13 protein-coding genes, 1 tRNA gene and 1 pseudogene are annotated in these 20546 nt (G+C 66.0%); 8 read left to right on the top strand and 7 right to left on the bottom strand.

Annotation, left to right across the window (positions count from 1 at the left end):
* Positions 1 to 195: 195 nt before the first annotated feature.
* On the bottom strand, positions 196 to 5085 hold the full coding sequence (locus tag E8A74_RS40795; RefSeq protein ID WP_170229754.1) for a DNA polymerase: 4890 nt from the start codon (positions 5083 to 5085) through the stop codon (positions 196 to 198).
* Positions 5086 to 5131: 46 nt separating this feature from the next.
* On the opposite strand from E8A74_RS40795, the gene E8A74_RS40790 reads away from it, so the two are divergent.
* From E8A74_RS40790 to E8A74_RS40760, 7 genes are all read left to right on the top strand, one after another.
* The gene (locus E8A74_RS40790) at positions 5132 to 5527 is read left to right on the top strand and encodes a hypothetical protein (protein WP_170229753.1); all 396 of its coding nucleotides are present in this window, start codon (positions 5132 to 5134) and stop codon (positions 5525 to 5527) included.
* A gap of 344 nt (positions 5528 to 5871) precedes the next feature.
* A complete protein-coding gene (locus E8A74_RS40785) occupies positions 5872 to 6477 on the top strand; it encodes a hypothetical protein (RefSeq protein WP_136934532.1) in 606 nt (201 codons plus the stop codon).
* 132 nt (positions 6478 to 6609) lie between these two features.
* Positions 6610 to 6864, top strand: coding sequence for a hypothetical protein (locus tag E8A74_RS40780; RefSeq protein ID WP_136934531.1), 255 nt, complete (start codon positions 6610 to 6612; stop codon positions 6862 to 6864).
* On the top strand, positions 6861 to 7109 hold the full coding sequence (locus E8A74_RS40775) for a hypothetical protein (protein WP_136934530.1): 249 nt from the start codon (positions 6861 to 6863) through the stop codon (positions 7107 to 7109). Before E8A74_RS40780 ends, E8A74_RS40775 begins: the two co-directional genes overlap by 4 nt.
* A gap of 70 nt (positions 7110 to 7179) precedes the next feature.
* Positions 7180 to 8301, top strand: a complete 1122-nt coding sequence (locus E8A74_RS40770) for a tyrosine-type recombinase/integrase (RefSeq protein WP_136934529.1) — start codon at positions 7180 to 7182, stop codon at positions 8299 to 8301.
* 98 nt (positions 8302 to 8399) lie between these two features.
* Positions 8400 to 8486 (top strand) — tRNA-Ser (locus E8A74_RS40765).
* 199 nt (positions 8487 to 8685) lie between these two features.
* Positions 8686 to 8916, top strand: a complete 231-nt coding sequence (locus E8A74_RS40760; RefSeq protein WP_136934528.1) for a DEAD/DEAH box helicase family protein — start codon at positions 8686 to 8688, stop codon at positions 8914 to 8916.
* 447 nt (positions 8917 to 9363) lie between these two features.
* On the opposite strand, the gene E8A74_RS40755 is transcribed toward E8A74_RS40760, so the two are convergent.
* From E8A74_RS40755 to E8A74_RS40735, 5 genes and pseudogenes are all read right to left on the bottom strand, one after another.
* Positions 9364 to 10590 (bottom strand): hypothetical protein, encoded by a 1227-nt coding sequence (locus E8A74_RS40755; RefSeq protein WP_170229752.1) that lies wholly within the window; start codon positions 10588 to 10590, stop codon positions 9364 to 9366.
* A 64-nt stretch (positions 10591 to 10654) separates the two neighbouring features.
* On the bottom strand, positions 10655 to 12838 hold the full coding sequence (locus tag E8A74_RS40750) for a hypothetical protein (protein WP_136934526.1): 2184 nt from the start codon (positions 12836 to 12838) through the stop codon (positions 10655 to 10657).
* Complete coding sequence (locus E8A74_RS40745; RefSeq protein WP_211365566.1) at positions 12835 to 14352, bottom strand: DUF1501 domain-containing protein; 1518 nt, start codon at positions 14350 to 14352, stop codon at positions 12835 to 12837. Before E8A74_RS40745 ends, E8A74_RS40750 begins: the two co-directional genes overlap by 4 nt.
* Before the next feature lie 194 nt (positions 14353 to 14546).
* Positions 14547 to 15271, bottom strand: a pseudogene (locus E8A74_RS40740) (IS5 family transposase).
* Between the two features lie 177 nt (positions 15272 to 15448).
* Positions 15449 to 16729, bottom strand: a complete 1281-nt coding sequence (locus E8A74_RS40735; RefSeq protein ID WP_136934524.1) for a JmjC domain-containing protein — start codon at positions 16727 to 16729, stop codon at positions 15449 to 15451.
* A 120-nt stretch (positions 16730 to 16849) separates the two neighbouring features.
* On the opposite strand from E8A74_RS40735, the gene E8A74_RS40730 reads away from it, so the two are divergent.
* On the top strand, positions 16850 to 19180 hold the full coding sequence (locus E8A74_RS40730; protein WP_170229751.1) for a M20/M25/M40 family metallo-hydrolase: 2331 nt from the start codon (positions 16850 to 16852) through the stop codon (positions 19178 to 19180).
* A gap of 18 nt (positions 19181 to 19198) precedes the next feature.
* Here E8A74_RS40730 and E8A74_RS40725 read toward each other — a convergent pair whose 3' ends face one another.
* On the bottom strand, positions 19199 to 20533 hold the full coding sequence (locus E8A74_RS40725; RefSeq protein ID WP_170229750.1) for an MATE family efflux transporter: 1335 nt from the start codon (positions 20531 to 20533) through the stop codon (positions 19199 to 19201).
* Between the last annotated feature and the right edge of the window lie 13 nt (positions 20534 to 20546).

Genomic DNA, 20546 nt, shown 5'->3' with positions numbered 1-20546 from the left:
GGAGCTGGGCGAGAACCCGGCCGAGCACGAGGGCATGTCGGGCTGCGTCTATCGCCGGCAATGAAGCTCCTGGCTGCGGCACGAGCGCGCTGGTTTGACCATCCCTGGAACCCCCGTAAGACGCACCGGCGCGCCTGCCCCGGACGTGGCCATATGGCTACCGGAGGTTCCAAGGCGTTATCGCTGTTGTTTTCGTTACTTCGACCAGCGAGGCATGATCTTCGGCTCGACCAGGATCGGCACCGAGGGCACGTACCTCTGCATCCCGGCGATCATGCAGTCGCGCATGAGCACCTTGACCTCCTCGGCATGTTCCTCGGGCGCTTCAACGAGGAGCTCGTCATGCACGGCGAGGATCATCTGCGCCCCGAGCCGCTCGAGGGGCGGGGCCAGGAGCACCATCGCGTGCTTCATGCCGTCGGCCGCGGTGCCCTGGATGGGGAAGGCCAGGCGCGCGTTGTAGTCCTCGTCGGGGTCGAAGTAGTACGAGACCCGGCCGCTCCTGGTGCGTAGTTCGGCCGGCATCTCCTCGGCCATCTTTTTCTGCCACGCGGCGACCCCTGCGTGGTTCTGCAAGAACATCTGCTTGAACCGCGCCGCCTGCTCTCGCGTGAGGTCCACCTTGTAGTTCTTCTTCGCGTAGGTGATGAGCTTGTCCACGCCCATCCCGAACGAGCCCCCGAAGTTCACGGGCTTTGCCCGATTGCGCTGCTCGTCGGTGACCAGGTTCTCGGGCACGCCCATCAACAGCGATGCCGTGTGGCGGTGCGGGTCTCCGTCGCTCTTCCTGAAAACCTCCTTGAGCTTCTCGTCCCCCGTCTGGTCTGCGAGCACGCGCAGCTCGATCGCGTTGTAGTCCCCGACGACGAGCGTCTTGCCTGGGGGAGCCTGGATGCACGAGCGCACCTGGTTGTCGCTCGACAGGCCGAGCAGGTTTGGCTCCTGTGCGCTGAGCCTGCCAGTCACGGCGCCGATCTGGTTGAACGTCGCGTGCACGCGCCCGTCCTCGGAACGGCTGAGGGCCCGCAGCACGCCCTTGCCGGCACCCGTGACGAAGGCGTTCTTGCGCCGGTAGAGGACGAGCTGCTGGGCCACCGGCAGATGCATGTACGGCGCGAGGGCCTCGCTGTTCGTGCGCTCGACCTGGAGACCGAGTCGTTGGAGAGCCGCGAGAATCGCATCGTTGTGATCGAGATCCTTCACGCCCAGCATGGCGACCAGGTTCTTCTTCAGCTCCGCGGCCTCGCTCGCCCACATGTCGACAAGCCGATTCCACTGGTCTCGGTTGATCGGCACGCCGCTCACCTCCATCTGGGCGACAATGGGGAGGAGCTTGAACTCGAGCGCGGCTACTTCTTCGAGGCGCTCTTTTCGGAGATTCTTTTGGAAGTTGTCCGCGAGACGCAGGACATCCCGCGCCTCTTGCGCGAGTTCATCGCGTAGCTCGCGGCTGGGCGTCATCCACCCATTGATGTTCTTCTGGACGGTCTTCTTCTCAAACGCGTGCTCACACGCGCGCTCGAAGGAGAAGTACTTGTCGTTCTCGAGGTGCCTGCCGCCGTTGAGCAGCCGCCACGCGATGGCCGTGTCCACCACCGTGCCCAGCATGAAGCCGAGGTGGTACTGAAACTGCGCGAGCGCGCGCTTGAGGTCGTGGCCGACGACCGTCACCTGGCAGAGGGCATCGGCGACGGGGCCGAGCTCCTCACCGCCGAACGTGTGGAACACCCGCGCCTGGCCATCGGGCAGAGCGACGGCGACGAAGACAGGGCCCTCGGTGATGTCGGAGCCCGTCGAGTGGACGACCAGGCCCACGCGGCCAGCACGGAGAATCGCGCCCGCGAAGTGGTCCCGATCACCCGGCCCTGCGTCGTACCGCGCCGCGCCCCGGTGGGGGTGTGCTTCGGGGCGCGCTTCGGGGCGCGAAAACCGTAGCGATTCTGCGATATTGGGCTCATCGGGCCCCGAAGCCCCGCAAGCCCGGGGGGAGAGAGAGGGCCCATAGGCAGACTCTGCATCCGCGCGACCAGCCCCCACGTCGTTCTGCGGCACGTAGGAGTAGAGCCTCTCCCCCTGAGCGAACGGGGCTTCGGGGCCGGATGGAATATCAACCATGCCCAGCTCACCATCTGTTCCCGTGACCATCGGGATCTGCCGCGTTTCGTGCGTCTCGCCGGAGCCCGAGCTGGGCCCCGTTCCGCGCCCCGTTCCGTTCTGGGGAACGGGGCCTCGGGGCGCGGCCCCGGGGCCGGACGAGACCACCCCCGCCGGCTCGGGTGAGCGGATGACCGGGAAGGGCAGGCCGAACTGCGGGCCGGAGCTACCGCCGCCCTGATTGCTGCCGCCGTCGCCGCCGGCCCCTCGGCCGCCGGGGCCATCGTCGGGGTCGTCATCTCCTTCGTCATTCTTCTCCTCGGCGCACTCGTCGATTCGCTCGGAGATCGCGTCCCGCAGCTCGAGCTTCTCCCGAACGAACCACAATACGCGCTCGCGCTGGCCGTTCGGACCACCCACGAACTTCTTGCGAGTCGACCGGCCTTCCTCATCGCCAGGAAGAACGAACCCGTCGTCCACGAGCCGTGACCAGAGCATGCGCTGCGCGAGGGGCATCGACTGCCCTGCCGCACGCATGGCCTCGACCACAGCCGTGTAGACGGCATCGGGGAACAGGTAATAGTGGTCCTTGTCCTCCCAGCCGATGCCTTTCCCCTCGGCGGTGTCGAGCGCAAACCCCACGTCGACCGTCTTGACCTTGCCCTGCACGAGGAGCGTGCGGAGCACGTTGATGAAGCGGTGGACGGGGTTCACGTCGACGGCCGCGCGGCACTGCTCGGCCGCGTTGGCGCGCAGCGCGGTGCGGGCCTTCTGCATGAGCACCGTGGACCCATTCTCGTCGAGGACGCCGATGTCCTTCGCGAACAAGCAGAAGTACTCCATGCCCAGCAGCAGGTGTGCCATCGCCGCCGGAGCGCGGAGGTGCTGGCCTTCCTGGTGCAGCTCGGCGCGCAGCTCGATGAAGCGCTTCTCCATCAAAGAGCGGAGGCCGTTCATCTGCGACTTCAACCACAAGATGTAACCGAGCATCGCGTGCGGCAGCCGGTCACGGTTCTTCTGCAAATCGGTGAGCCTCACGCGATCGACATCGCCCGGCTTCATGCGGACCGTGATGAGACGCGCCTGGATCGATTCCCCGCTCGGCGCGTCCTCACCCGTGCTCAACACGAGGGCGCGTGGGGGGCGGTCGGGACGCGCGGTAAGATCGGCGCGGAGACGGCCGCGGCTGTTGGCGTTGCCGATCGCACGCAGTAGCTGCGCCGCCTTGCGATGCAGCTCATCTCCGGCTTCTGCCTTCGTCGGAGCGAAGTCATCGATGGCGACAAGCATGTCCTTCGCGGTAAAGATCATCTGTTCGAGACGGTTCACCGTCCACGACCAGCTCGCGGGCAGGTGCTCTGCGTCGAAGTTCCCGTAAAACCCCATGAGCAGGGCCGCGAGCGTCGTCTTCATGGAGCCTGTGGGCCCGCAGAGCGAGACGGTCGAGTCGCAGTACAACGCGTGCTGCAAGGGGGCTCGAAACGCAGCAGAGAAGGGCGGGATGGTGATCTGCGGATCGGCCAGCTCGAGGAACGAGAGCGCGAGCTTCACAGCCCCCGGGATGTCCTCTGCCACGGCCGGGAGCTTGTAGCGCGCGAGCTCCCCTTCGAGGCAAACCGATACATCCGCGGCCCCCACTCCGCCGTTGGCGTGCAGGAACATCATCTCGCCGTTGTGCTCGCGCCAGCCGCTGTGTGTGAACGAGTAACCCCTCGTCCACCTCGACGACTCTTGGATGGCAGCGAGCAGATGAAGGGGCGCCCGCTGAACGGGATACATGATCGCGTCGGGGCCCCATTGCTCGATCGGCCACAACCCGTGATCGAGATCCTTGGCCTCGACCCGCCCCGCAGGCAGGGGCTCACCAGTCGCCAGCTTCCCGGACACGACGAGGTGTCGCTTCTGCTCGGCACCGTCGTCGACAACTTCTTCCCGCTCGATGTGCGCCGTGAAGTTGCAGAGCTGCTCGACGCGCGTCGTGTCGCCGATGCCGGACAGAATGCAGAACTTACCTTCCTGGACGACGTATTTCGACATGGGCGGCGCCACTTCGGCGTCGTGCTTCCTCCTCGCCTTGAGCTTGCCCTCGAACTCCTTCAGGGCGCGCTTCAATACGGTCGGCTTCACCTTGTACTTGCTGAGCTCATCGGCCACCCCCGTCTCGACACCGACGCCACGTTCCCCGATCGACGCCAGGAACGGCATGTCATCGAGAAGCGCAGTGGCAGCGCGAACGCGCTCTTCGTTCGTGGAGAAGTGCGTGGAGATGTACCGGACCCGCTCAACAGGGTTGGCGGGAACGGCCGCGTCGATGATCGCCTGCAGGGCGGCACGTCCTCGGGCCGCGAGGAAGTCATCGGGCCCCTGGTCCTTGCCGTTCGGCTTCGGTGGGAGCGCGGCCACCCGCACCCTCGCGCCGGCACCCTCGAGCGCCTGGGCGAGCCTTGCTTCGTCGCGGGCGACGTTCGGGTTCGTCATGCGGTTCGAGTCGAAGAGGATGAAGACGTCGCGCCCCGTAAGTTCCAGCCCCGCCCACGAATCGTTGAGCCGACGAGCGTTCTTCTCGAGGGTCGTCCCGGTCCCACCGAGCCCCAAGGCGTTGAAGTGGTAGTCCAGGAGCGAGAGGGCCTTGATGGGGCCTTCTACGACATAGACGGGATGGGGCCCCTTAGCGTGAAAGCCAGGCGGCAGATATACCGGCACTTCGCGTTCTGCGGGAACAAGGAAGCGCGTATCCCCTCCGTCGAGTCGGATCCGCCCGTAGCCCTGCGCATTGGGATACGGGATGTACAGACCGCCCGAAGAGAGCGGCTGCGTGAACCCGAGCAGCTTTGCGCCCTCCTCGGGCGTGACCGAGCGCAGGCCGGCACCCATGCCAGCCCATTCTGGATCGACGCCGCGCTCCTCCAGGTACTGGATGTGAAGGGGCTCGAAGGGCAGTCGCCGTTCGCCCCCATTATTGGATTCCGTGGAAGCGTGTGCTAGTTTCACAGTCATCTCCTGGATGGCTCCACCCGCGGCGTCGCAAACCCAGCGGATGGAGCCGTTCTCTTTTTCAGCTTTTGTTCCCCCGGCGCGGGCGCTGCCTGGATGTAGTGGTGAGCCGCTCGATCCCGCGGCGCACGTGCTCCGCAGCGGGGCCAAGATGGAGGACGATGCTGAAGGCGTGCTTCTGCGCATCGCAGTGGCTCTGCTTGCCATCGAGGACGACGACCTTGCCTCGTCCTCCGTTGATCATCAGCGTGATGTCCCGGATCTCGTCGAGCGGTGGGAGCCTCGGATCCCGCTGTACGAAGTGAAGGAGCGCCATGAAGGGCTGGAGGCGGAGTCCAGCGGCGAGAATTTCTTTGGCCAGTCGCAGCGCCAGCAGGTCCCGGGTGCTGAACTGGCGAAGGGTGCCTTGCCCCTGTGCAGCCTGGTGGCTAGGCCGTAGAAAACGGTTGCGGACGATGTGGTCGAGCTGCCGGTACGTCAGTCCGGTCGCTCGGAGCGTGTGCCCTGCAGTGAACATGCTCCCATCCCAGCATGGGGATACCCAATAAGAGAAATCGGCCGTTCTAGAGGGCACAACTGTCCCCGAACACCGATGACTTCGTTGTTCCAAAACCGCCTGTTTCGTAGGCGTTGACGAAGTAACTCAGGTGCGGCGTTACGTGGGGCCGTACTTCTTGGACTCGTAGTTCACTTTGTCCTGGCACAACTGGCGCGTTGCAAGCGAGGGCGTACACTTCTCTGATCTTCGAGAACGACGCCTGTGGCCGTTCTCCCGAGGCCGCGATGATGAAGTCAACGCAGAAGCGCAGGACCAAGACCTACGACGACAAGAAAGCGCTACGCGAGGAGCTCGTCCGGCAGTGCGAGAAGGAGTATGCCGCCACGTTCGGTCACCCGTGGACAAAGAACCCGCTAGCCGGATTCGAGGAGACTCTCCAGCGCTCGCGGATCGAAGAGGAGGCCTGGCGGGTGATGAACAAGCTCCGCAAGGCCGCGGCCGAGGTCATCGACTTCTTCGACTCCCGTGGCCTTGATCCGCGCCGAGACGATCACGGGATCTACTACGCCCACAAGCTGCACAAGGCGCTCCATCAGCGCCGCCGCTTCTTCGATTCGCTCGTGCAGGACGTCGGCAAGTACAGACACCGCCTGGAGAGGCGTAAGTTTCTCGCGCACTTCGTGAACTCTCGTGGCCCTAACTTTTTCAGGGGGCTTGTCTACGGGCGCGAGCTCAACAGCCGCGAACTTGCGGTCATCAGCGTGCTGATGACCAAGGGTGAAGATCTCTCCTTCAAGCGCGGCATGACCGTCGGCGACGCGATCGAACAGGAAGTGCGGCGGATGGCTCGGGCACGAACGCGCGACGCCGCGGCGCGCAAGAAGCTGTAGTTCCCCAGCCGAACTGCGGCGTGGTGCACGCGTGTCGGTAGCGCCCGCCTACAGCGGTTGATCCGTTTGGAACAGTGGTCGATCGGCCCCTGTTCCGTACCCCCTGCCGCCCTGAGGCCTACCGTTTGGGCCATGGAGCATGCTGGAAAGGGCATCGCCCTGTCCGTCGACGAGTTGCGTGCGCTGCGCCGGCTCATCGAGAAGATGGGGGAGCGAGCGGTGGTCGCTGAACTGAACGTCTCGCGCCAGGCGCTGGGCCGCACGCTCGCCGGGCTGCCAGTGCGGCGCGGGACGCTCGCCCTCGTCCGCGCGGGCCTCGCCGCCCCGAACATCCGCGCGAAGCTCGAGGACAAACGCCCCACGCGGCCAGCGCGGAGGTCGACGTGAAGCGCAAGATCTCCCACGCGACCGAGCCCCCGATGGCGCGCGGCTGGGTCTCGATCAAGACCGCGGCCGACTTCCTCGACATGTCGCCCGATGCGCTCCGTCGCAGCATCGAGCGCCACGCCGTTCGCGCGCCCGACGGCGGGATCGAGTCGAACATCGACGGCGTCCGTGCCCGCAAGTTCGGCCGCCTCTGGCGCGTGCAGTTCTCCTCTCGCTGGAGTGCGAACGCGGAGCCGGGCTCATGATGCAAGCGCGATGGGCTCGTGGTAGTTCTTCTTCACCCAGGTGCGCGGCCAGGTCGGGGAGGACCTCGACATGACCGTTCGCAAGAAGACCCGGAGAGGGAAACTCCGGTGGATCATTGAAATTCCGTACCGTGACCGAAGAACCGGCAAGCGCGTCCGCTTCCGGAGGGACGCCCAGGTGCAGACCTCCCAGGCCGCGCACGCCGAGGGGCGACGCCTCATCGCTCAGCTCGAGGAGCTCGGGTACATCCCGGCCGTTCCTGGGCAGCAGGACGAGCCCGCAGAGCCCGTCGCCCCGCCCCTGGCGAGCCCGCATCGCTTCACGTTCCGCGAGGCCGTGGAGCTCTTCCGAGCCACCAAGGCCATCACGAAGCTGAAGCGCACGACGCGTCGCTCGTACGAGGTGTCGTTCGAGTCCGAGCTCTTGCCCCGCTTCGCCGACATGCCCGCGGCGGAGGTCGACTTCGTGAAGGTGACGAAGCTCGACGCCGACCTCGTGAAGGCCGGGCTCGAGCCGTCGTCTCGACGAAACATCCAGGTGGCTCTTCGCAGCGTCCTCCGATGCGCTGTCGAGGCCGGCCAGCTGGCCGCCATGCCGAAGCTTCCGAAGCTTCCCAAGGTCGGCCAGAAGGTCGTGCAGCCGCCGAGCGTCGAGGACGTCGAGCTCGTCCTCGGGCTCGCCTACCCGGCCGCGCGGATGGCCCTCACGCTGGCCGCTGACGCGGGTCTCCGGGCAGGGGAGATCCGGGGCCTTCGCTGGATGGATGTCGACCTCGACGCTGGCCTCCTGATCGTCCGCCAGACGATCTACGGCGGCGAGGTGGACACGCCGAAGTCGGGCCACGAGCGGACGATCCCGCTCACCGCTCGGCTCGCTCGTATGCTTCGCGAGGCGGCGGCGAAGCCGCATGAGCCGACCGACCCCGTTTCCCCTTCCTCGAAGGGGACCATCTGGGGCGAGTCGAGCTTGCTGCACGCGTTCCAGCGCGTCCTGACGAAAGCCAAGCTGCCGAAGTCGCGTCTGCACGACTTGCGGCATTTCTTCGTGACACGGTGCTTCCGTATCGGAGCGGATGCACCCACGGTGCAGGCGCTGGCGGGGCACCAGCACCTGAGCGTGACCCAGCGGTACGCGCACACGAATGAGGTAGCGAAGCGCGGGGTCATCGAGCGGCTGAGCCTGGCGTCGTAGGCCAGGCTCAGGATGGGCAACAGATGGGCAACAGGCGGCAGTGCGGCGTTGACAAACGCCTAGGGAGGTGGCAGAAAACGCAGTCGAAATAGGTATTTGGAGGAGTGGCCGAGTGGTCGAAGGCAGCGGTTTTGAAAACCGCCGTACCCGGAAGGGTACCAGGGGTTCGAATCCCTTCTCCTCCGCTGATTTGTGTAGTGATCCTGGGTAGTTGGAGCGGTTGCCGGGGTGGCCAGGAGTGGACAGGCGCGGACGGGGCTGGACGCAGGTTCTGGCAAATTCCTGGCAAGCGGGAGGGGCGGCCCGGATAGCGGGAGACGCGAACGGGAGATGCAGGAACCGAGGTCTATTCGCGAGCGTTCCCTGCGTCCTTGAGCGAGCGCCATGAAGTACACGCCCCGGGATTACCAGAAGCGAGCCATCGATCGGGCACGCGCTGTCATCCGGGGCGGCAAGAACAAGCCGCTCATCGTGGCGCCTACCGGTTCAGGCAAGACCGTCATTGCGTGTGCGATTGTCGAATCGGCCGAGAAGAAGGGCAGCCGCACGCTGTTCATCGCCCACCGGCGTGAGCTTATAGAGCAGACGTCGAAGTGGCTGACCGTCGTGCGGTGAACAGCGAGCACAGCAAGCACATCGCGGCGTCGTTTCTTCGCGCAGGGATTCCCGCAGGGCACGTCGATGGTGAGATGAAGGAGGACGAGCGTACGTCCGTGCTCGAGAGGCTCTCGAAGGGTGAGCTCCGCGTCGCGTCGCTATGAAAGCAGATACGCGGACGGGGAAAAGTCGATTGCTTCATCCTGGACTACGCTGGGTAGCCGAGGCCAATGATACGCCGCTCATGAGGCTGCGTTGAAAGCGTGCGTTTGCGGTATACGAAAAGACACGGCGCCGAATGCGGATGCCATAACGAAGGAGCTGGAGAGTACAGGCAGGATCTCGATGCCAACCCCCGCGACCTAATGCCGCTTTCGGGAGCGGTCGCCGCGCGCTTCCGAGCGCTTCCAGTGCCAATGACGGGCGCTCGCGGTGTGGGGCCTCTCCGTCACGGCCCGAGCGAAGCTACTCGAGCGGCGCGCCGTTCAGGATCCACGTGCGGATCGACATGATTTCCATTTCTGTCAGGGACTCGCCTGCGCTTGGCATGAGCGCCGTCATTGGGGCACGCGACTCGCACGCCGGGTCCACCTTGCAGAGCAAGTAGCTCGCCGCCGGCTGGCCCGGCACCACGCGCAGCACGCTCGGCTGCTGCGTGGAGGCCACGCTGATCACGTCCTTCACGAACGTTGCCGATGTCGGCGTCAGGTCCAGACCTCCCGCCCTGGCCGCCTCGGTGTGGCACCCCTGCGTCGCGCAGCGCGAGCCCATCAACGTGCGCACACTGGACCAGGCCCCCGTGGCATTGGGATCGGGCGCGTCCGGATCGAGCGGGCAGCTCGCGTAGTCGATGGGCGCGAGCGCCTCCGGCGAGTCCGGTGTCGCTCCCTCGGGCAGACCGCGAACCCAGCAGAAGAGAGCGCGCGTGGCCAGCGGGCTCCAGGTGCGCGGGATGAGTGGCATGCGCGGCCCGTACTGATCGTCGAGCAGGCGGCGGTAGAGGTAGCTGCGCTTGGGATCACCCGGATGCACCTGCGACCACGGCGCAGGGGTGCCGTGAGCGATACCGTTGCCGTTGGGATCGCCCATGCGCACGTGATCCTGATCCACCACGCGCACGTCCAGGAAATCGCGTAGCGCGATCGGCGCGCCTCCAAGCTCGATCTTCACCGAGGTCGCGTCGCTCCCCGGCCCCACTGCTGCGCCGTCGAGTGGCACGCTCTTCACCTCCGCGCCCCCGTCGTCGAGCCGCCGGATCCGCGCGCCCATCACGTCGAGCGAGGGCGGCGCCGCGCCGAGCGAAAGCTCCACGCTCACGGGCGGGAACGGCGCGTCCGACGGCACGATCACGCGCAGGATCTCCAGATCCATACCACCCAACACCAGCTTGTCGCCGGGCCGCTCGCACTCCTCGGGCACGAGCGAAGGATCGGCCGGCGATACCTGACAGGGCGCGTTCACGAGCGCCAGCATGTCGCTCACCGCGCCCAGCTCCGGATACTGCCGCGCGTGATGACAGACGCCCTCGTTCAACGCGCACGTCCGCATCACGCCCAGCGCATGCAACGTCGTCACGTCCGGGTACACCGCCGCAGCCGGATCCACAGCGGTATCGCCGCCGCCCGCGCCGCCGCCACCGCTGCCGCCGCTGTCGTCGGGCTTGATCTCGCCGTCCTGATCGCCGCAGCCCACCGCAACGCTCAGGACCGCAAGGGCCCTGAGCGCGCGCCACCTCATCCGCACGACCACGCGTCGCTCACTTCCTCGTCACAGTGACGGTGTCCGGGCCGCACGTCATCGTGTACGGCGCCCCGATGTTGCCGAGGAAGCTCGCCACGTAGCCGCACGTCGCCTCGTACGAGACCTCCGGCGGCGAGAGCTTCGGCACCTCGCGCGTGTCCTTCGCCGGCTGTCCGCCCATCATGAACTGCGGCGACGACACCAGCTCTCCGCACAGCGAGCGCAGCTTGCCCTCCAGGTCCGTGACGTCCGTGTCTGCGAGCGACCTCCCGAGCAGCGCCTCCATCTGCGGCTTCTCGCTCGTGGGCTCCACCCACGGCTCGCCGATCAGCCGATCCTTGAGCGCGATCACCGCGTCGCCCACCGTCGCGCCCGGCGTCTGCGTGGCCCATTGGGCGACCTTCGCCACGAAATCGTTGGCGCCCCATGAACTGCACGCCCCGTACATCGACTCCCACGACAGCCGCCCCTGGAAGTCGAGCCCGCGGTAGCCCGGCTCGCCGTCCTTCAGGAAGAAGCCGATCGCGGTTTGGAACACCTCCTCGTCGGTGCCCTCCGGATACTCATTGATGAACGGCCACTCCATCGCGCGGTGCAGCGAGCGCCGCAGCGGACGCGACGAGATCGCGAAGACGCCGTCGGCGGGGCTATTGCCGCGCCGGGCCAGATCCATCTCGCTCAGCGTCCACGGATCGAGGATGCGCGCCACCTCGTACGGACCGCTGCCGCAGCCCTCCTCCGGCGCCTTCAAGTTGAACGCCGGATGCGCGAGCACGTCGGCGAGTAGCGTCTTCAACGAGAAGTGCGACGCGATGAAGTGCTCGGTCAGCCCCATCAGGATGTCGCGCTGCTCCTGCGTGCGCGGGAAGTAGGTCGCGATCGTCAAGCGCGTGCCCATCACCTCCGCCCACACCTGCTCGACCACGTTCTCCGCCAGCAGGTACGCAAAGGCCTCGTCGGGATCAGCCAGCTTGTTCCCGGGCAGGCGCTGTAGACCGTGCGCTGCGAGCAGGTCCACGCCGCGATGCAGCGCGCGCTCGAGGTCCCAGACGCTGGCGCGAAGGCCGCGGTTCGGCGCGTCCGGCGTCGAGCGGATCGATCCGAAGTACGTGTCGACGCCGAGCGGATCGTCCTCCTGCGGCTGCTGGAACATCCCGCACGACAAGCCGTTCCATCCGTACGGCGCTTGGTCGCCGGCGTCGGCCACGCCCCAGTAGCGCAGCATCGACAGGCCGCGCAGCTCATCCGTGCCCTTCTCGGCTTGCTCCTCCACCGGATGCAGCCCGTTCGACGATCCGTACAGCGCCACCTCGAAGAGCCCCGGCACCGGCCAAGCGCGGTTCAGCGATGGATCCTCGTTGTACGTCACCGAGAACTCGCTGTTGTGGCAGGACAAACAGACGAGGTCGCGGTGGATGTACGCGCTGTGGAAGATCGCGCCGAAGTTCTGGCGGCGCGCGCGCTCCATCTCGTACGGACCCACGGCCCCCGCGGTATAAGGCCGTGAGAGCATGGCAAAGAGGTGCGCGCGGTAGACCGGCGAGAGGTCGTCGAGCGCGATCGACGAGCTCAGGAGTTGGTCCATGGTGAAGCCCGGCTGGAGCGGGTTCGTCGACGAAGGGTCGTTGTCGCGCACCCACGCGGCCAGCGCGCCATCATCAAAGGCCTCTGCCAGCGGCGTGCCGTAGCAGTCCTTCTGCGACTTCGTCTCGACGCGCACCACCTTCAGCGCATCCATGAAGAAGTCGCTCCAGCGCTGCCGGAAGGCGTCCTCGTTCGCCAGTGCGCGCATCACCAGCTTGCGCGCGTTCACCAGATCCTCGCCGCCGGGCGGCAGTGCGCCACTGGGATCGACGTCCTTGCCTGCCGCCAAGAGGTCCGCCTTGCGGATGCCCGCGATGACGTCCTCGTACGCGTTTACCTCGGCCTGGCCCCAGGGCCGCCGCCCCGTGACGGCCAGGATCGCGCGGCGCACCCAGGCCTGATCGCTGGCCTGGCACTCGGTCCACACGTGGCTCGGCGTCGGCGGAGGCCCTGCGTCCTCGCCCGTATCGCCGCCTGCACCGCTACTGCCTGCGCCGGGGCGCGACGGGCTCGGATCGAAGCCGCTACCGTCGCAGGCCGGCACGGAAGCTGCCAGCGAGGCGCTCGCGAGCGCCAGCCACAAAGCCCTCACCTTCCAGGCTCCGCGCGCGCTCACGACTGCACCCCCAGCTGCCGCTGCTGCACGAACTGCGCCCCCTGAAGCTCCGTGGCCGCGCCCGGCACGTCGGAGACGTTGTAGCTCTCCTGCGCGAACGGCCAGATTCCCAGCGCGAGCAGCGCCGCCATCCGGTTCTCCTGCGCCGTGGATGCTTGCGTCGCGCGGGCGTCGGGCCCGCACGCGCCGAAGACGCCCTTGCCCGTGCCGCGCACCGGCCCGCCGATGAACACGATCGGGAAACCGTAGGGCCAGTGATTACGCCCCCCTTCCGCCTGCTTGAACGGGGTGCGCCCGAACTCCGTGGTCAGCACGATCATCGTCTTGTCGAGGTCGAGCTTGTTCGGGTCATTTTCACCCGGTTTGTTCACGACCGAGAGGAGCGCCCGAAGTGTGTGCGATAAGTTTCGCGATTGTGTATGGGAATTCTCGACGTGTGTGTCGTAGCCGCCGCCCCCGTCAGCCGAGATCAGGCCAGTGTCGATGACGCAGACGTACCTCGCGGGCGATATGGGGTGCGTGAGCAAGTGCGTGGCGAGCTTCAGGTTCATGGTCATCGGGTCGACTTCCACGCTGTCGCCACAGTTGGAGGCGCCAAACTTCTGGAAGTACTTCGGCTCAAGGACGTTCATGATGGCGCTCGCATTGGCGATCGAAGACGAGGCCGCGACCAGCTCCCCAAGGCGTGGTGAGCGCAGCGGATCGCCCTGCCCTCGCCAGCGCAGCCGCGCCTGGTAACGCTCGATATGGCCATTCATCAGCGCGTCGTACTGCGCGCGGTTCGGGCCCACGCTGCCGCGCGCGAGCAGGCTCGCGAGGTCACCTGCCGCGTCCACCTTGATGCCAAGCGGCCGCGCCGCGCCAGGGTGCATGCCGATGGCCACCGAGGTGCGGATGTTGTCGGTGGGCAGGCCGGTCGCTTCGTTCGACATCAGCACGTAGGAGAATGGCGCACGCCCAGGGCTGGGCTCGCGCTCGAGGAAGTAACGCTGGATATGCGCGCCCAGCCCTGAGAGCGCCGGATGCCCGAGCCCACGTCCAGCGAGCACCATGGGGATCGCCCCCTCGTGCGGCTCGAGGTCATGTGCGGTGATGGATACGCGTACCCTTTGCATCACGTCCGGCCGCTCCCGTAGCGGCATGACGAAGGGGCCGAAGTGCACGGACTTGCCGTTGGCGTCGCCGGCGAATGGCTCGGTCAAATTTCCCGAGAAGCCGCACTGGTTCACGGCGGACAGCACCTCGCCCGAATTGAGGAAAGCGTACCAGCCCGTGCTGTCGGCCTGGCCATACTCGGGCACGCAGTAGAACGACTCGTACTGGCTGATGCCGCCGTAGAGGAAGATTTCGAGGATGTTCTGCGCACGCAGCTCCGGCGGGAGCATGATGCTCTGCGCGTCCTTGGGCACCTCGCCGAATGCGCGGGCTTGTCGCATTCCCCAAAGCGAAACGCCGACACCGCTTGCCGCCGCAGCCATTGCGGCTGCGCTCTTGAGAAAATTGCGACGCTTCAAGCAACCCTCCGACCGTTGAGGTCCACGGCCTGTACGCTCCCGAAGAGAGATCGACCGCAGCGCAGCAGCAGTGTGACTTTAAAATGTGCTCACTGTCAATGGTCCAGCTTGCACAATTGCGCATGTTTCGCGTCGGTGTAAAATTCTACACCACGCCCTGACCTCGCCGGGGTCACTGCATGCTAGAAGTCATCTCATAAGCCGTCCAGGAGTCTCCTGAGGTACACGACGATGCATCCGAGGTGGACGAAGCCGAGGAAGTTTTCGGTGTGGCGCTCGTACCGAACCGCGATGCGGCGGAAGCTTTGGAGCCAGGCGAAGAGGCGCTCTACCTTCCAGCGGCGCTTGTATCGGCGGAGGGGGCGGAGGTCTTGGGTGAGGCGCTTGCGATTCGACCGATTGGGCGCGATCATCTCGATCCCCCGCTCCTCCGCGAGCCGCGCGTCGAGCGCGACGCTGTCGTAGGCTTTGTCGCCAATGAGGCGCTTGGGGAGCTGGGCGAGGAAGCTGTTATCGAGCGTTCGGTCGACGAGCCTGACTTCATGCGGCGAAGCACTTGCGATGCAGACGGCGAGAGGAAGACCAGAGCCGTCTGCAATGGCCATGATCTTGGTCCCCTTGCCACGCTTCGTTTTCCCGACGCAGGCCCCCCCTTTTTGGCGCTCACGAACGTACCGTCGATGAACGCCTCGCTCAAATCGAGCTGCCCTCTGTCACGTAAGTCCCCGGCCAAAGCGTACAGGATCCTTTCAAGCGTGCCGTCCTTCGACCACTGCTGGAACCGCCGATGGCACGTCTGGTAGGACGGATATCTCTCGGGCAAGTCAGCCCATCGAGCGCCGGTGCGCATGATCCACAAGATGCCGTTGAGTACCTCGCGCGCATCCTTCCACGGCCTCCCGCGGCGATCGGCGCGCACGCGAGGCGCAGGGATAAGAGGCTCGAGGAGCGCCCACTGAGGGTCTGTCAGGTCCACACCTGCATATGTCGCCAGCACGAGAAATGTACCGACCGCTGGACCATCCCTCGTTCGATTGATCCTACAAAGTAGGATGTTGGAGCTGATGGACCTACTGGATGGTTTATGAGATGGCTTCTAGCGAAACATCGCGAACGAGCCCAGGAGGCCTCCCAGCACCTTCATATCCATTGGATGGACCTGAATTCGTCCCTGCTCGAGAAGCGCGGGGCCGTCGGCAGGGCTCGCCGCGAATTGCAGGAAATCTGCCAGCGATGAGGATATCCTCAGGGAGGGGCTGGGGTGTTCGCCTTCGCTGATCTGCATGGTGCCATCCGCCAGCTCGATATAGAATGCTTCCGGCTGCTGGCCGGCGATCAGGCGGAACTGGGCGATCAGCGAGAGGCCGCTCGTTGCCTCGGGGACGAAGGTCTCGCGCATACGCTGGCATACCTGCGATGCGCTTTCGAAGGTCGGACGCGTGGGCAGCACGTCCGTCCCACGCATCGGACCGACCGCGGTATCCAATGCGGCCAGCAGCGCTTCCATTTGCCTGAGCGCCCGCTCTGTCGTGCGATGCGCCGGCCCACCGCTGCCCCCCGGTACGGGCCGACGCCATTCAGTGTGTGCCAGCAATCGACGATGCAGCTCGCGCAGGACGATGTCGGCGCACGAGGGGGTTCGGAATCCGATGGAAACGGAGAATGACTCGTCACTGCCAGCCTCGGTCTGGTGCCAGTAGCCTCGCGGCACGAAGAGCACGGAGCCTGGTCGAAGCAGCACGGTTCGCAAGTCGGAAGGCGCAGGATCCGCGCCCCAGCTTGCTGCCGCCGGTGGGGCGTAAGCATGCAATTCGCCAATGATGGGCGTGCCTGCTACGTGATTGACGGTCGGATAGCGCACTGCTGGCTGCTGCGATATGTGCCACTTTTTGGTGCCGTGGATCTGGATGATCAGCACATCGATGGCATCGAAATGGCGGTTGAAGCCCATGCCAGGCCGTGAGAGGGCGCCGATCGCGTCCACGGTTCCTGGCATCACACCCGTGAGCTGCTCCAGATATTGCGTGAATGCACCCAGCATGGGAATGCTGCGTTGCATGTTCGGGAAGGATACGGTCATCCCGCTCTGATAAAGCACGGCCGCCTTTGCTGGCGGGAGAAAGACATTGCCAAAGCTATTCGTCGTTGTTGGGTCCGCACGGAAGACGAGCTGAACGTCTTCTGGATGGGTGTGGAAGAGCGATGTTGGATTGCGCAATTCTGGCATATAAAAAAGGCTGGAGACGCGCTCGGGATCTCCCTCGATGTGGAGGGACCTCTCCGGCCAGTACTCGTCGACGAACTGCTCGGCCGTGTGCGGCTCGAACAGGCGAGCAAAGGACGCTGGATCGACAGGTGGAAAGGCACGTGCAGTCATGTTCGTGTGTGCACACTAACACGGCCTGGCGCAGATGCATAGGCGGGAGTTAGCCCGCATCCAGTCGAACTGCTACGATGGTGTACCCCTACACCGCGTGAGCCAAGGATGTGTCTCGGGTTGCATGATGGTTCGGACCGGATGGTGCTGCTTGCGGCGCGCCTGGGGACGCTGGTTCTCTTCGCGCTCGCAGTGGCGCTGGGGTTTGGTACATTCTCGCGTTTGCCCCCAAGAGATGTGACCGCGCCTACGGCCGAGTTCTCGGCACAGCGCGCCTATGAGCACCTGAAAGTCGTGGGCGCAGCGCCGCACCCGCCCGGCACGCCAAGGCACGCCGAGGTGCGTGATTACCTTCTCGCACGGCTCCAAGCGCTGGGCGCTGAGGGGCACGTGCAGCGGGAGGCGCTGTTCGCTCCGCAGCAGGACATCCCTCGGCCAGCGGCGACGGTCGAGAATGTCGTGGGCCGGTTCCGGGGCTCGTCCCCGGGCGCCGCGGTGCTGCTCGTGGCGCATTACGATTCGGTGCCCACCGGGCCCGGCGCCGCCGACGATGGGGCCGCCGTCGCTTCCCTTCTGGAGGTGGCGCGCGCGCTGCGTGCCGGTCCGGACCTCGTCCACGATGTGATCCTGCTGTTCACAGACGCAGAGGAACTGCACAGCCTCGGCAGCCTGGCCTTCGTGCGCTCACATCCTTGGGCCCGGGAAGTCGAGGTCGTCCTCAACGTCGATGCCCGCGGCAACGAAGGCCCGGTTCTCATGTTCGAGACGTCCGCAGACAACGGCGGGCTCATTCGCCGGCTCGGGCAGGCCGCGCCCCATGTGCATGCATGCTCGCTCTACGCGGAGATCTATCGGCGAATGCCGAACGATACGGACTTTTCCGTCTTTCGCGAGGCCGGTTGGCGCGGGTTGAACTTTGCTAATATCGAGGGATCGATTGCCTATCATACCCGGTTGGAGACGGTCGACCAGATGGACATGGGCACGATCCAGCAACAGGGGGAGACGCTCCTTGCGCTGGCACGTCGGCCCGGGGAGGTTGCTACGAGCGAAGAAGGGGACCGGATCTACATCAACTGGGGCCCGTACCTCGTCCATTACCCGGAGCGCTGGGCACGAGCGCTTCTGGCCGTGGTGGCCATGGTCCTGGTGGTCGTGCTCCGCTCCGGCGTACGACGCGGAGCCCTTCGGCCCTCGAGAGTGGCGAGGGAGGCCGGGGCGCTGCTACTCGCAGTTGTCGGTGCAGGCGCCCTGGTGAGCTTGGGCTGGCCGCTGTTGAAGATACTCCAGCCTGAGTACCGAGCTTTCCTTAAAGCGGAATCTTATGGCAACGGCCTCTATGTCGCTTCCTTCGGAGCGGCGACGCTTGCCGTGGTGCTCGCCGTGCTTGCCCTCAGGCGCCGTGCGCGTCCCTCCGAAGTCGCCGCCGCAGGGTGCCTTTTGTGGACCGTACCCACGGTCTTCACCGGCCTCGCCATGCCCGGGGCAAGCTGCGTTTTCATCGGACCACTCCTCTCGGCCACGGTGGCGCTCGCGCTCTTGTGCCGCTCGTTCGATCGTACGGCTCGCCCTCGCGTCGTGCTGCTGCTCGGTCTCGCTGCCGTGCCCAGCGTTCTGCTGCTCGCCCCCGTCGTCCATGATCTTTTCTTCGCGCTCCAGCTCGATGAGGCAGGGCTCGTGGCTGTCCTCCTGGCGCTGGCGCTCGTGCTGTTCGCCCCTTCCTGGCGGGCTTCCTTGGGACGCGCTACGCCCGTGGCGGCCGCCAGCGCCGCGATTTGGGCGCTCGGGCTCCTGGGTTGCGGGGCCCTGGCGCAGCGCTTCGACGCGCGCCACCCGCGCCCCACGAGTCTCGTGTATCTGCTCGACGCGGATTCCGGGTTGGCTCGCTGGGTGTCCAGCGACGCACACCCGGATGCATGGGTCGAGGCTTTCGTGGGCGATGCATCCCCGATCGCCTCGCTGGAAGCTCTACCCGAATGGCGTGAGCCGCTCCGTGTATCCCGGGCCCCGTCGATATCGCTGGAAGCGCCCGAGGTGGTCGTCACTGAGGATCACACCGAGGGCGAGGTTCACACCATTCGCTTGCGAATCTCGTCCAGGCGTAGAGCCGCCTTCGTGGACGTGCAGGTTATGTCGGCCCGACCCCCGGCGGCGGTGTGGCTGGCAGGGCGGCGGGTGGAGGGGTCGACGCTGGTAGACGACAGCTCGAAGCAGGGGGTGCTGCTGCGTTACTGGGCGCCGCCGCCCGAGGGCTTCCTGCTGGGGATCGAGGAAGAGCCCGGCGGTGGCGCGCTGGGGGTACGTGTGAGCGACCATAGCTACGAACTTCCCGCAGAGGTGATGGCTGGCCCAACCCGGCGTCCTGTAGAGACCATGCCCGCTCCCTTCCGCGAGGCGCTCGACGAAGGAATACGGGTGACGCGCGTCGTCGACCTTCGTCCAGCGCCATAAGCTTCGCCCTGAAGCCGCTCAAACGCGGATGATGGGCCGCGACGAGACGATACGAAAGCGCAGAAGGAGCACCATGGCCGCCGTGGTCACACCGAGAGCCAGACCCCACCACAGGCCCACGACCCCAAGCTGGGAAACCAGGCCCAGCACCACGCCGAGGGGTAGGCCTAGCGCATAATAACCGAGGATGTACGCATAAACGGTCACCCAGGTATCGCCCGCGCCTCGCAGGGCCGCGGAGGAGACGACCTGGGCGCCGTCGCATACTTGATAGAGCGCCGCAATGCGCAGCAGGGCCGGCGCGGCGGCCACGACCGTTTCGTCGTCCGTGAGCAGACGCGCGATCCCGGTCGGGGCCACGAAGAGCAAGAGTCCACCGAACACCATGGTGCCACAGCCCACGAGTAGCCCTGCCAACCACGCCATTCGCACGCCCTCGGCGTCCTCGCGGCCCACGGCATAGCCCACGCGTACCGTCGTGGCGCTGCCCACACCCAATGCTATGCTGAACAGGAAGGACATCACCGTGTTGGCGAGGCTATGCGCGGCCGCCGGTACGCTGCCCAGGCTTCCCGCCAGCGTCGTCACTGCGCTGAAGGCACCGACCTCGGCGAGGAGCTGCAGCGCGACGGGCACGCCTACCCGCAGGGCAGTTAGCATCAACGAGAGCGGTGCCGACTCCTCCACCTCATCCGGCTGGCGTCCTCTCGTCGCCCGCCAGAGGAGGATGGCGAGAGCCACCACCGTGGATATCACTGTGGCTAGGGCCGAACCCTCCACGCCGAGCGCAGGCAGGCCCAGCCCAGGCAGGCCCAGCGCGTGCAGCGAGCCGTCGCCGAATACGAGCAAGGCGTTGGCCACGGCATTGACGATGTTTGCGATCACCATAGCCACAACCAGCGTCCGCACCTGCTGCGTGGCCTGCAGGTAGCTACGCACGGCCACCGTCATCAGCGTGGGCAGCAGCCCCCACAGGCGCACATGCACGTAGCTCGTAGCGACCGAGGCCACCTCGGGCTCCACGTTCGCGAGGGCAAACAGGCGCGGGAGGGACAACGCTGCCAGTGCCAGGGGTATCGAGGCGAGCGCGGCCAGCACCAGTCCCTGGCGCAACACTGCCCGGGCCCGCGCGTGGCGCCGCGCGCCAATGGCCTGGGCGAACAGCGGATCGAGCCCGAGCAAGAGCCCCACGCCGATCACCTGGAACGCCGTCCACACGGCACTGCCGACACCCACGCCGGCCATGGCGAGGGCACCCAACCGGCCGACCATCACAAAGTCGACGATGCCCATCAACATGTACCCGAGCTGAAACCCAGCGAGCGGCATGGCCAGTGCGGCCGTCTCGCGCACTTCTGTCCACAGC

It is taken from the genome of Polyangium fumosum, from assembly GCF_005144585.1.
Taxonomy (GTDB): domain Bacteria; phylum Myxococcota_A; class Polyangia; order Polyangiales; family Polyangiaceae; genus Polyangium; species Polyangium fumosum.
The sequence above is the reverse complement of the archived record's forward strand: the minus strand, read 5'-3'. Positions and strand labels throughout refer to the sequence as shown.

Coding starts and splice junctions, on each gene's coding strand:
- E8A74_RS40780 (WP_136934531.1), top strand. CDS start 6,610: ATGGAGCATGCTGGAAAGGGCATCGCCCTGTCCGTCGACGAGTTGCGT.
- E8A74_RS40735 (WP_136934524.1), bottom strand. CDS start 16,729: ATGACTGCACGTGCCTTTCCACCTGTCGATCCAGCGTCCTTTGCTCGC.
- E8A74_RS40760 (WP_136934528.1), top strand. CDS start 8,686: ATGAAGTACACGCCCCGGGATTACCAGAAGCGAGCCATCGATCGGGCA.
- E8A74_RS40770 (WP_136934529.1), top strand. CDS start 7,180: ATGACCGTTCGCAAGAAGACCCGGAGAGGGAAACTCCGGTGGATCATT.
- E8A74_RS40790 (WP_170229753.1), top strand. CDS start 5,132: ATGGAGCCGTTCTCTTTTTCAGCTTTTGTTCCCCCGGCGCGGGCGCTG.
- E8A74_RS40785 (WP_136934532.1), top strand. CDS start 5,872: ATGATGAAGTCAACGCAGAAGCGCAGGACCAAGACCTACGACGACAAG.